The organism is Stenotrophomonas sp. YJH_SMC_123 (assembly GCF_059368215.1).
This window is the reverse complement of sequence record NZ_JCAFRM010000001.1, coordinates 154,571-166,430: the sequence shown is the minus strand read 5'-3', so window position 1 is coordinate 166,430 and position 11,860 is coordinate 154,571. Positions and strand designations below refer to the sequence as shown.

Annotated in this window: 8 protein-coding genes; 5 read left to right on the top strand and 3 right to left on the bottom strand. The window is 66.0% G+C overall.

Annotation, left to right across the window (positions count from 1 at the left end; translation table 11 throughout):
* Positions 1–96: 96 nt before the first annotated feature.
* Positions 97–2,151 (top strand): glycoside hydrolase family 97 N-terminal domain-containing protein, encoded by a 2,055-nt coding sequence (locus AC5P5W_RS00815; protein ID WP_197575316.1) that lies wholly within the window; start codon positions 97–99, stop codon positions 2,149–2,151.
* Positions 2,152–2,426: 275 nt separating this feature from the next.
* Positions 2,427–5,180: a TonB-dependent receptor gene (locus tag AC5P5W_RS00810; RefSeq protein WP_185741874.1), complete on the top strand. Its 2,754-nt coding sequence runs from the start codon at positions 2,427–2,429 to the stop codon at positions 5,178–5,180.
* 211 nt (positions 5,181–5,391) lie between these two features.
* Here the strand turns inward: AC5P5W_RS00810 and AC5P5W_RS00805 are convergent, their stop codons facing one another.
* The gene (locus AC5P5W_RS00805; RefSeq protein ID WP_032957799.1) at positions 5,392–7,005 is read right to left on the bottom strand and encodes an alpha-glucosidase family protein; all 1,614 of its coding nucleotides are present in this window, start codon (positions 7,003–7,005) and stop codon (positions 5,392–5,394) included.
* A gap of 214 nt (positions 7,006–7,219) precedes the next feature.
* On the opposite strand from AC5P5W_RS00805, the gene AC5P5W_RS00800 reads away from it, so the two are divergent.
* Complete coding sequence (locus AC5P5W_RS00800) at positions 7,220–8,218, top strand: polyprenyl synthetase family protein (RefSeq protein ID WP_126411812.1); 999 nt, start codon at positions 7,220–7,222, stop codon at positions 8,216–8,218.
* A gap of 173 nt (positions 8,219–8,391) precedes the next feature.
* Here AC5P5W_RS00800 and AC5P5W_RS00795 read toward each other — a convergent pair whose 3' ends face one another.
* Positions 8,392–9,183 (bottom strand): dienelactone hydrolase family protein, encoded by a 792-nt coding sequence (locus AC5P5W_RS00795; RefSeq protein WP_197575280.1) that lies wholly within the window; start codon positions 9,181–9,183, stop codon positions 8,392–8,394.
* Positions 9,184–9,336: 153 nt separating this feature from the next.
* Here AC5P5W_RS00795 and AC5P5W_RS00790 point away from each other — a divergent pair, with 153 nt between their 5' ends.
* Both AC5P5W_RS00790 and AC5P5W_RS00785 read left to right on the top strand, forming a co-directional pair.
* Positions 9,337–10,572 (top strand): hypothetical protein, encoded by a 1,236-nt coding sequence (locus AC5P5W_RS00790; RefSeq protein WP_423179619.1) that lies wholly within the window; start codon positions 9,337–9,339, stop codon positions 10,570–10,572.
* Between the two features lie 70 nt (positions 10,573–10,642).
* Positions 10,643–11,233 (top strand): SMI1/KNR4 family protein, encoded by a 591-nt coding sequence (locus AC5P5W_RS00785; RefSeq protein WP_134808591.1) that lies wholly within the window; start codon positions 10,643–10,645, stop codon positions 11,231–11,233.
* 60 nt (positions 11,234–11,293) lie between these two features.
* On the opposite strand, the gene AC5P5W_RS00780 is transcribed toward AC5P5W_RS00785, so the two are convergent.
* A complete protein-coding gene (locus tag AC5P5W_RS00780; RefSeq protein ID WP_134808590.1) occupies positions 11,294–11,827 on the bottom strand; it encodes a hypothetical protein in 534 nt (177 codons plus the stop codon).
* Positions 11,828–11,860: the final 33 nt, after the last annotated feature.

Genomic DNA, 11,860 nt, shown 5'->3' with positions numbered 1-11,860 from the left:
GCGTCCAGTTGCATACGTATTCATGGCATCGCGCGGTGGCGCGCCCGCCGCGCTGGCTTATGGTCCGGGTCTGCCAACGGCGCCTTGGGAGGGGAATTGCCGATGTCATCCACTGCTGTACGCGCGGTGTTCGCGCACATGCTCGGCCTGGCCCTGATCGGGTGGGCCACGCTGGTACAGGCCGCGCCACAGGTGGCCAGCGTCGAATCGCCGGGCAAGGTATTGAAGGTCAGTCTGCTGCTGGACGGCGGCACCGCCCGCTACCGTGTCGAGCGCCTGGGCGACACCGTGGTGGAGGATTCGAAGCTTGGCTTTGCCCTGCGCGACGGTCGCCTGGACGGCGATTTCGCCCTGCTTGGCCAGCAGCGGCGCAGCGTCGATGACACCTGGGAGCAGCCGTGGGGCGAGCGCCGGCTCACCCGCAACCACTTCAACGAGCTGACCGTGCAGTTGGCTGAAACCACCGGCAGCAAGCGGCGGCTGGATGTGGTGTTCCGCGTCTACGATGATGGCCTTGGCTTCCGCTATGTGTTCCCTGAACAACCGAACCTGCGCGAAGCCATCATCGATGACGAACTGACCGAGTTCGCCATCGCGCCCGAATCAACCGCCTGGTGGATTCCCGCCGGCGAACCGATCCACTACGAATACCTGTATCAGCGCACGCCGCTGCGCGAAGTGCCGCTGGTGCATACGCCGATGACCCTGCGCAGCCGCGATGGCCTGCATCTGGCGATCCACGAGGCAGCGCTGGTGGACTATGCCGGCATGTGGCTGCGGCGCACCGAGGGGCAGCGCCTGCGCGCGCAGCTGTCGCCCTCGACCGAAGGCTGGAAGGTACGCCGCACCCTGCCCTTCGCCACGCCGTGGCGCACGCTGCAGATCGCCGATCGTGCCGGTGGCCTGGTCGAATCGGACCTGATCCTCAACCTCAATGAACCCAACGCGCTGGGCGATGTGAGCTGGGTGAAGCCGGCCAAGTACCTGGGCGTGTGGTGGTCGATGCACCTGGACAACGAGAGCTGGGCAACCGGACCGAAGCACGCGGCCACCACCGCCAAGACCAGGAAGGTGATCGACTTCGCCGCCGCGCATGGCTTCCGTGGCGTGCTGGTGGAAGGCTGGAACCCGGGCTGGGACGGCAACTGGGTGGGCAATGGCTACGACTTCGATTTCACCCGTGCCACGCCCGATTTCGATATCGAAGCGCTGTCGGCGTACGGCCTGAAAAAGGGTGTGCACCTGATCGGCCACCATGAAACCGGCTGCGCCATCGAGCACTACGAGGACCAGTTGGGCGCCGCGCTGGACCTGTACGCACGACTGGGCGTGGACCAGTTCAAGACCGGCTACGTCTGCGACGACGGCCAGGTCGACCGCCGCAATCCGGCCGGGGGCCCACTGTGGCGCGAGTGGCACGACGGGCAGTTCATGGCCCGCCACCACCTGAAGGTGGTGCAGGAAGCCGCGCGCCGGCACCTGTCGGTCAACCCGCATGAGCCGATAAAGGATACCGGCCTGCGCCGCACCTATCCCAACTGGATCTCACGCGAAGGCGCGCGCGGCATGGAGTACAACGCCTGGGGCCAGCCACCGAACCCGCCGGAGCATGAGGTCAACCTGGTGTTCACCCGCATGCTGGCCGGGCCGATGGATTACACCCCCGGCATCCTCAGCCTGAAGGGCCGCCACGGCCAGGCCATTCCCAGCACGCTGGCCCGCCAGCTTGCCCTGTACGTGGTGCTGTACAGCCCGATCCAGATGGCCGCGGACCTGCCCGATCACTACCTGCAGCATCGCGAGGCATTCCGTTTCATCGAGGACGTGGCGGTGGACTGGGAGCAGAGCCGCGTGCTCGATGGCGAAGTGGGTGACTACGTGACGATCGTGCGCCGCGACCGCAACAGCCGCGACTGGTTCCTCGGCAGCATCACCGACGAACACGGCCGCGTGCTGCCGGTACCGCTGGGCTTCCTGGAGCCAGGCGTGCGCTATCGCGCCGAGATCTACCGCGATGGTGAAGGCGCTGATTTCCGCAGCAACCCGTTCGCGTTCGCACGCGAAACCCGCGAGGTGACCAGTGCCGATGCACTGACACTGGTGCTGGCACCGGGCGGTGGGCAGGCCATTCGCTTCACGCCCATCCACTGAACGTTTTCCTACCTGCGCTCCCGTAGCGCCCGAGCCCATGCTCGGGCGGCGGTGCGTAGCACCGAAACGCAGCCGAGCATGGGCTCGGCTCTACCGAACAAGGCACCTGAAAGCGATTACAACCCTGCAGACGCCATTGAATACGTATGCAGGGTGATTCCCGCGAAGAACGCGCTGCCTACCATAGCGGCGACGACAGCGGCCACCGCGTCGCACGTTCACGGCCCCGCCGGAACGCTCACAAATCGATCTGCAACATTGCCTGGGAGGGGAAAATGTTGAACCACAAGCGCAGCGCGCTGAGCATCGCGCTGGCCGTTGTCCTGGCGCCGACGCTGGCGTCGGCACAGTCCACGCAGAACACCACCACGCCGGCCGGCACCGCCGCCACCAACCTGGATACGGTGCAGGTCACCGGCATCCGCCGCGGCATCGAGAGCGCGATCGCGGTCAAGCAGGACGCCACCTCGGTGGTCGAGGCAATCTCCGCTGAAGACATCGGCAAGCTGCCCGACGTCAGCATCGCCGAATCCATCTCGCGCCTGCCCGGCCTGGCCGCCCAGCGCGTGGCCGGGCGTGCGCAGGTGATCAGCGTGCGCGGCCTGTCGCCGGACTTCGCCACCACCCTGCTCAATGGCCGCGAAGTGGTCAGCACCGGCGACAACCGCGGCGTCGAGTTCGACCAGTACCCGTCCGAGCTGGTCAACGGCGTGACGGTGTACAAGACCCCGGACGCGGCGCTGGTCGGCCAGGGCCTGTCAGGCACCATCGACATGCAGACCGCGCGCCCGCTCAGCTTCGGCGAGCGCGTGATCGCGGTCAGTGGCCGCTACCAGAAGAGCTCGCTGGGCCGCGCCGCCAACACCGATCCGTACGGCAACCGCTTCAGCGCCAGCTACATCGACCAGTTCCTGGACAAGACCCTGGGCATCGCCATCGGCTATGCGCACAGCGACATGCCGATCCAGGAGAACCAGGTCGGCCTGTACGAGCCGTGGACCACCGAGCACACCGACAAGGGCGACCGCCCGGGCGTGGGCGCCGGCACCTACTTCTCCGATGGCATCAAGGCGCTGCGCCGCACCGGCAACAACAAGCGCGACGGCGTGATGGCCACGATCCAGTTCCGCCCGAACAACAGCTGGACCAGCACCTTCGATGCCTTCCACACCGAAGCGGAGCAGATCGACACCGCCAACCAGTTCGAGCTGAACCTCAGCAACTACAACGGCAATTACACCCCGGGCCTGCTGGTCAGCAACCCGCAGGTCAACGCCAACGGCTCGTTCACCGGCGGCACCGCCAGCGGCGTGTATCCGCTGGTGCGCGGCATGTACAACAAGCGCAAGGACAAGATCGATGCGTTCGGCTGGAACAACGAGTTCAACTTCGGCGGCGTCAAGCTGGTCGCCGACCTGAACTACTCCAAGGCCACGCGCGACGAGCTGAACCTGGAAAACAACCTGCAGCTGACCCCGATGCCGCAACTGGATACGGTCGGCGTGTCGATCCGCCAGGACGGCTTCTCGCAGATCACCCCGGGCCTGAACTACTCCAACCCCGATGCACTGTTCCTGACCAACACGATCTACGGCTCCGGCTACGGCAAGGTGCCGCAGGTGGAAGACCGCCTGAAGGGCGGCAAGCTGGCTGCCACCATCGCCCTTCCTGATGCCATCGCCTCGTGGGCACCGGACATCGACATCGGCGTGAACTATGCCGACCGCCGCAAGGTGAAGACCCAGTCCGAAGGCAACATCCTGCTCGGCGCACAGGGCGATGCCAACATCGCCTCGGACCTGCAGTACCGTCCGGTGGACCTGGGCTTCGCCGGCCTCGGCACCATCCCGGCCTGGAACGTACCGGCCGCTGTGGGTCGTTACATGACCTTCAACCCGGTCGACAACCTGGACTACCTGATCCCCAAGTCGTGGACGGTCGAAGAGAAGATCACCACCGCCTGGGCGCGCCTGAACATCAACACCGACATCGGTGAAGTGGGCGTGCGCGGCAACATCGGCGTGCAGATGCAGCACACCGACCAGAGCTCGGATTCGCGCTACTTTGACCGCTCCCGCCCAGCGGGCGAGAACGTTCTTCCTATCGCCAGCGGGAAAACTTATAACGATTGGTTGCCGAGCCTGAACCTGGCCTTCCTGTTCCCGCACCAGCAGACCCTTCGCTTCGCCGTCGCCAAGCAGGTCGCACGCCCGCGCGTGGATCAGATGCGCGCCGGTCTGGATTTTGGTGTTGCCCGAGAAACCGGCAAGCCCGGGGCCAGCGGCGGCAACCCCCTGCTGGATCCCTGGCGTGCAACCGCGGTCGACTTGTCTTACGAGAAGTACTTCGGCGAGAAGGCCTACGTAGCGGCGGCGATCTTCTACAAGGACCTGAAGAGTTACGTCTATACGCAGACAATTGATGGTTATGATTTCAGCGACCAAGTGGCCAACTGGGTTTCTCAACCAGGTGATGCGCCGGTGCTGACCACCGGCACCTTCTCCGCGCCGCAGAACGGCAAGGGCGGCACGTTGAAGGGCCTGGAACTGACCGCATCGTTCCCGCTGGACATGCTGACCGACAGCCTGCGTGGCTTCGGCCTGCAGGCCAGCGCGACCTTCAACAAGAGCGACATCACCATCCTGGATCCGGAGAGCGCCTCCAGCGTGGGCAGTGACCCGATCAGCCTGCCGGGCCTGTCCAAGCGCGTGTACAACTTCACTGCCTATTACGAGCGCAGCGGTTTTGAAGCACGCGTCAGCCAGCGCCGCCGGTCGGACTTCATCGGTGAGATCGGCAACTTCAACGGCAACCGCAGCCTGCGCTATGTCGTCGGCGAAAACGTGACCGATGCGCAGGTCAGCTACACCTTCAGCGACAGCAGCGCCCTGCGTGGCCTGACCCTGCTGCTGCAGGGCAGCAACCTGACCAACGAGCCGTACCGCACCTACGCCGGCAGCAAGGACCGCCCGCTGGAGTACATCGAATGGGGCCGCACCTACATGCTGGGCGTGAACTACAAGTTCTGAGGCAGCGCCGGGCCCTGCCCGGCAGCCCCGACCCGGTAGTGCCGGCCGCTGGCCGGCAACAGAAAACAGGGAGCAGGACCGGAAACCCGCTGCGCAGGCAGCGGGTTTTCCTTTGCGCGGATGCCGGCCGCTGGTCGGCAAGGCCCACCCACAAAAAAGGGACGGGGCGCTTCGGCCCCGTCCCCGCAAGTACCGCCACCGGAGAAAACGGTCAGCTGCGTCGGGCGCAATACACCGCGCGTGGCGGCAGCTGGAGTTCATTGCCCTGCACCGTGCCCGCATCCGGGCCCGGTACCACCACCTGCTGCCAGTTGCCCGGCGGCAGCGGATGGCTCACCGCTTCGGCCGACAGGTTGAAGGCCAGCAGGAGGGTTTCATCTGCAAGCATACGCTCGAACAGCAGCACGGGCTCGGCGCTTTCAAGAAATCTGATGCTGCCATGCAGGAGGGCCGGCTGGGTATGCCGCCAGGCCAGAAACGCGCGGAACGCCGCCAGCACCGAATGCGGGTCGCGCTCCTGCACGGCGACCGCCGCGGCCCGGTGTTCGGCCGGGATCGGCAGCCAGGGCTGGCCAGTGGTGAAGCCGGCCAGCGGTGCATCGGTCCACGGCAGCGGGGTACGGCAGCCGTCACGGCCCTTGAAATTCGGCCAGAAGGTGATGCCATAGGGGTCCTGCAGGGCCTCGAACGGCACCTCGGCCTCGGCCAGGCCCAGCTCCTCGCCCTGGTACAGGCAGACCGAACCGCGCAGCGAGCACAGCATCGCCACCAGCATCCGCGCCAGGCGCGGGTCGGCGGGGTGGCCGCCCCAGCGGCTGACCGCGCGCTCCACATCGTGGTTGGACACCGCCCAGCACGGCCAGCCTTCGGTCATCGCTGCTTCCAGGCGCGAGACCGTATCGCGGATGTAGGCCGCACTGTAGTCGTCCACCAGCAGCTCGAAGCTGTAGCCCATGTGCAGGCGGCCATCGCGGGTGTACTCGGCCGTGGTGGCCAGCGAGTCTTCCGAAGAGATCTCGCCCAGGCTGACCGCCCCCGGGTATTCGTCCAGCAGCGCGCGCAGGCGCTCCAGGAACGGCAGGTTCTCCGGCTGCGTGTTGTTGTAGTAGTGGTACTGGTAGGCGTACGGGTTGTCCGGGCTGAAGCCGCGCCCCACCCGCTTGTCGGCGGGCTTGGCCGGGTTGTCACGCAACTGTGCGTCGTGGAAGCAGAAGTTGATCGCATCCAGGCGGAAGCCATCCACGCCGCGGTCGAGCCAGAAGCGCACGTTGTCCAGGGTCGCCTGCTGCACGTCCGGGTGATGGAAATTCAGGTCCGGCTGGTCGACCAGGAAGTTGTGCAGGTAGTACTGCTCACGGCGCGGCTCCCACTGCCAGGCGCAGCCGCCGAACAGCGACAGCCAGTTGTTGGGCGGGGTGCCATCCTCGCGCGGGTCGGCCCAGACGTACCAGTCGGCCTTCGGATTGCTGCGGTCCTGGCGGCTCTCACGGAACCACGCATGCTCGATCGAAGTGTGGCTCAGCACCTGGTCGATCATCACCTTCAGGCCCAGGCCGTGGGCCTTGGCCAGCAGGCGGTCAAAGTCGTCCAGGCTGCCGAACAGCGGGTCGACATCGCGGTAATCGGCGATGTCGTAGCCGAAGTCGGCCATCGGCGACCTGAAGAACGGCGAGATCCAGATCGCATCCACGCCCAGCGCGGCAATGTGGTCCAGGCGCTGGATGATGCCGGGCAGATCGCCCACGCCATCGCCGTTGGCATCGAGGTAACTGCGCGGGTAGATCTGGTAGATGACGGCTCCGCGCCACCATGGATAGTGCGACATCGACAGCCCCCCTCCGGGCATGCGGGACCCGCCGGCAGCGGGCCGAAATCCTGATCCGGCAAGCTTAGCGGCGGGCTCCCGGGCATGGCGCAACCTGCATACGTATTCACGCGGAGGGCCGCGCAGGCCGGGCTGGAATTGCCGCTCGGGCCGGTTTGCGCCCGAATTCACGGCCAGCGCCTATAATCGGTGGTGAGCCTGAAAGCCTGATCGCATGACCATCACCGAAGACACCCGTCCCGCCCTGGGCCTGCCCCAGATCCAGTCGCTTGCCGCGGCCGACATGGCCGCCGTCGACGCCCTGATCCGGCGCCGGCTGTCCTCGGACGTCGTGCTGATCAACCAGATCGCTGACCACATCATTTCCGCCGGCGGCAAACGCCTGCGCCCGATGCTGGTGATGCTGGCCGGCCATGCGGTCGGCCAGGCCGGCCCGGAGCACCACCAGCTGGCGGCGATCATCGAGTTCATCCACACCTCCACCCTGCTGCACGACGACGTGGTGGACGAATCCAGCCTGCGCCGTGGCCGCAGCACCGCCAACGCACTGTGGGGCAACGCGCCCAGCGTGCTGGTCGGCGACTTCCTGTACTCGCGCAGCTTCCAGCTGATGGTCGAGCTGGAGCGCATGCCGGTGATGCAGATCCTGGCTGACGCCACCAACCGCATCGCCGAGGGTGAAGTGCTGCAGCTGCTGCACGTACACAACCCGGACACCGACGAAGCCGCCTACCTGCGCGTGATCGAGCGCAAGACCGCGGTGCTGTTCGCCGCCGGCACCCGCTTGGGCGCGCTGGCCAGCGGCGTGGATGAAGCGACCCAGCAGGCCCTGTTCGACTACGGCATGCACCTGGGCTACGCGTTCCAGATCGCCGACGACGTGCTGGACTACTCGGCCAACGCCGAGGAGCTGGGCAAGAACCTGGGCGACGACCTCGCCGAGGGCAAGGCCACGCTGCCGCTGATCCACGCGATGGCCCACTCCGACGACATCACCCGCGAGCGCCTGCGCACCATCGTGCAGGACGGTGACGCCTCGGCGATGCCGGAAGTGCTGGCCGCGATCCGTGCCACCGGCGGCCTGGAGTACAGCCGCGCGCGTGCAGAGGAATATGCCGAAGCCGCCGAGCGCGCGCTCGACGGCCTGGGCGACAACGATGCCGTGGCCGCCCTGCGCGGCCTGGCCCGCTACGCGGTGCAGCGCTCGCATTGACCGGCTGAGGTGTGCCGACCAACGGTCGGCACCCACCAAACCGGCATTCCGGTGGGTGCCGACCGTTGGTCGGCACTGAAGCATCGGTAGTGCCGGCCGCTGGCCGGCATTCCCGATGACATCCGCAGCATCATGAGGTTGCCGGCCAGCGGCCGGCACTACCACTGCACGAATCAACGTTTCTCGAAGCGTTCCTCGAAGAACTCACCCAGCGCCTTCCACGCGCGCTTCGCCGCCCGCTCGTTGTACTGGCACCCCGGCGGACTGTTGGCATCGCGCTCGGCGAAGCAGTGCACCGCACCGCTGTAGTTGGTGAACTCCCAATCGACCTTGGCCGCGTCCATTTCCTTCTGGAAGCCAGCGATGTCCTCGGCAGTCACGCTCCTGTCGTCTGCGCCGTTGAGCACCAGCACCGACGGATGGCTGCCACCAGCCTGCGCCGGCAGCGGTGAACCCAACCCACCGTGCAGGCTGACCACACCGGCCAGCGGCGCACCGGCACGGGCCAGTTCCAGCACCGTGGTGCCGCCGAAACAGAAGCCCACCGCGCCGATCCGGCCGGCATCGAGCGGCACCTTGCCCGCCTGCGCCCTGAGCACGTTCACCGCCTCCAGCGCACGTGCGCGCAGCAGCGGCCTGTCATTGCGCAGCTTGGTTGCCACCGGCCCGGCCTCGGCATCGGTCTTCGGCCGCACGCCCTTTCCGTAGACATCGGCCACCAGCACCACGTAATCATCGCCGGCCAGCTGCTTGGCCTTTTCGACCGCCGATTCGTTCACGCCCTTCCAGTTCGGCACCATCACCAGACCCGGGCGCTTGTCGTTGTCGCCGTCGTCATAGACCAGCACGCCACTGAAGGTCGTGCCCTGGTGTTTCCATTCCACCGGCTGGGTCTTCATCGCCGCCCACGCCGGCATCGCCGCCAGCCCCAGGATCACCGCCACACCGCATCGCCAACGATTCATGCGCCTGCTCCACCGAGAGGGAACCCGGAGTGTACGGGGCCGGCGTGAAGCCGAAGCACGCAATGCAGCCCCCACTTCAGATCCAGACAAACAGGCCGATAGCTAGTGTCCAGCTGTGTGCCCCCCCCTTCCCCAACAAGGATGTCCCGTTTCGTGAAAAACCTGGGTTCCACTTCGCTTGCCTCGCTTGCCCTTCTGCTGCCTGCTGCCCAGCTGAGCGCCAGTCCGCTGGACGAGACTTTCACCGCGTTCAGCCGCTGCGACGCCAGCTTCTTCTCCAGCCTGCACACGCACGCAGATGCATGGGCCGCGCACGCATCGTTGGGTGGGACAGGCACGATCAACTGGATCGAGACCAAGGATCGTTCCGAGACCACCAACGAGGTCCAGCTCCGTGACGGACCTCGCATCGGCGGCCTGCCGGTCGCCACCTACTTCGACAACACGTCGGACCTGGGCGTCCTGGGTCGTTATATGAGCTGGGGGTTCACCTTCGATGCGCCACTGGACACGGTTGTCAAGCAGCTGTCGCCCTTGATCGAACATGCCGAGCGCCTGCAGGGCGATCGCGGAATGCATGCCCGTAGCGAGGTCCGCGCAGGCGATCAGTGGCTGCCCACTTCCAATCGTGGCGGCATTGCCTCCGGACGCATGCTTCTGGAACGGGTGCTGATGGTGGAATCCAGCGGCGGCAGGACCATGGTGGGATGTTCGCTGCAAGGGGCGGTAGATGCCGATGTCATGGCCCAGCTCCGCCCCGACGTACCCGCTGCCGATCGCCCGCAGCCGCAGGCGGCCGGCCGGCGACTGGAAGATGTGCCGGTTATCAAGGCTGTTGTTGATGGCGTGGACAACCCGTTGCTGGCCCCCCGGTTCACATCGCTGACCTACCGCTACCGGATCAAGGGAAGGGCCCCCTCCACTACTCCGACCACCATTACGATGGTGGCCGACAACGGCCTGTTGAAGATCACCGAGGACTACACCTCGTTCACCATGCATCGGCTGTCAAAGGCAAATCTCTTCCAGCTGGCATCCATGCGCGACGCTGCGATGACCCTGCAGACCCGGTCGCTGAAGCAGGATCTTCCCGCAGCGTGGACACCCGGCAGCCGGTTCCGCGCAGAGACGACGATGGTCTTCTATCCGGAACGCAGCACTTCCAAGCCACTCACCACCACGCTGTCCTGCGTGATCGGAGAACGCTTCCCGGCACGCGATGTATCAGCCTCGCTTTCTGGCGATGCGATCCGGCTGGAGTGCAAGGTCGACGGCGATCGCAGTGTTCGTGCCTTCATCGAGGACCTCGGCATCGCGATCTCCCTGGAATCGCATGGCAAGTACGGCTCATCGGTTTACGACATCATCGATTTCCAGGTGGTACGCTGACACGCCGCGCCGCACGGCCGGCCTCGATGCGCGAAGCCGGCTGTGCCTGCCCTGCTCTTGGCATCTTCCGATGACCCTTGTTGATCGCTTTCTGTCTGGCCTGATTCCGCGCTTGCCCGCCGAGGATGCTCCGCAATGGGCGCGGGTACAGGGTGCCACTGTCGAAGACCTACAGCGCCTGCGGGCGCAGTGGCCACAGGTCCCTGACAGCCTGATGGAACTGTTGTCGCGCGTGGATGGCACCCATTTCCGCGAGTATCCAGGCGGCGAGGTGTGCGTGCTGATGCTCGGCTCCGATGTCGGCGACTATCCGTACTACCTGCGCTCGGTCGCACAGATCTTCGAAGACCAGCAGCAGTGGGACGACAGCATCCGTTCGATCTACGAAGAGTGGCTGGATGACGAACCGGAGATCCTGGGTGAGGGCATCGACGCCGATCTGCCGATGAACCGCCGCCTGTGCTTCTCGCACTGCATGAACAACGGCGGCACGTCGATGCTGTACCTGGATTTCGACCCGGGGTCGGGCGGCACGGTCGGCCAGGTGGTGCGCTACCTGCACGATCCGGACAGCTACGCGGTGATCGCGCCCAGCTTCGACGCCTACCTGCAACAAATGATTGATCGCGATTACGCGTTCATCGACCAGGACGAGGATTGAAACCCAGCCGAGCATGGGCTCGACTCTACAGTAGATCCACGCCATGCGTGGATGGCGCTCTCACCCGCGTTCGATCCAGTGCAACGTGCCGGGCGCGAACGCCAACAGATCCGCCGCGGCGAGCTGATCCCGCGACCAATGATGTTCCGGCGGCTTCGGCTGCCGGGCCCCCACCGAGCCGTCGTAAACACGCACCAGAAGTCCGATACGCGCCGCACCCACACCCAGCAGGGCATCAATGCGCTGCAGCCATTGGCCGGCGTCGGCAAGAGCTCTATCGCGGCACACCTGCTGATCCTGTTCATGCCGCGCCAACTGCTCGGACAGCGCGCGAGCGATCCTGGCCTCACTCCAGCCCTTCTTCCGCCAACGTTCGGCATCGCCCTTCCATTCCGGCTGCACACTCGTCGAGGCCAGCGCGGTGCCGCAATCGCAGTACGCGGCACTCAGCCACGGCTGCCAATCCGGGCCCACCGCCGCCTGCAGGCTCGGTGATGCCTGCGCGAACAGGCGCCGGCCGCTACGGGTGAAGACCGCGGCGGCCGCGTCGTGCGGCAATGACGTGGGCAGGAACACGGTGATGAAGGTGCACATGCGGGCATCCGGGTCCGTCCGGGGATGCCTGCA

What these genes read in the sequence shown, in the direction of transcription:
- AC5P5W_RS00810 (WP_185741874.1), top strand. Translation starts at nt 2,427, where the DNA reads ATGTTGAACCACAAGCGCAGCGCGCTGAGCATCGCGCTGGCCGTTGTC.
- AC5P5W_RS00805 (WP_032957799.1), bottom strand. Translation starts at nt 7,005, where the DNA reads ATGTCGCACTATCCATGGTGGCGCGGAGCCGTCATCTACCAGATCTAC.
- AC5P5W_RS00800 (WP_126411812.1), top strand. Translation starts at nt 7,220, where the DNA reads ATGACCATCACCGAAGACACCCGTCCCGCCCTGGGCCTGCCCCAGATC.
- AC5P5W_RS00795 (WP_197575280.1), bottom strand. Translation starts at nt 9,183, where the DNA reads ATGAATCGTTGGCGATGCGGTGTGGCGGTGATCCTGGGGCTGGCGGCG.
- AC5P5W_RS00785 (WP_134808591.1), top strand. Translation starts at nt 10,643, where the DNA reads ATGACCCTTGTTGATCGCTTTCTGTCTGGCCTGATTCCGCGCTTGCCC.
- AC5P5W_RS00780 (WP_134808590.1), bottom strand. Translation starts at nt 11,827, where the DNA reads ATGTGCACCTTCATCACCGTGTTCCTGCCCACGTCATTGCCGCACGAC.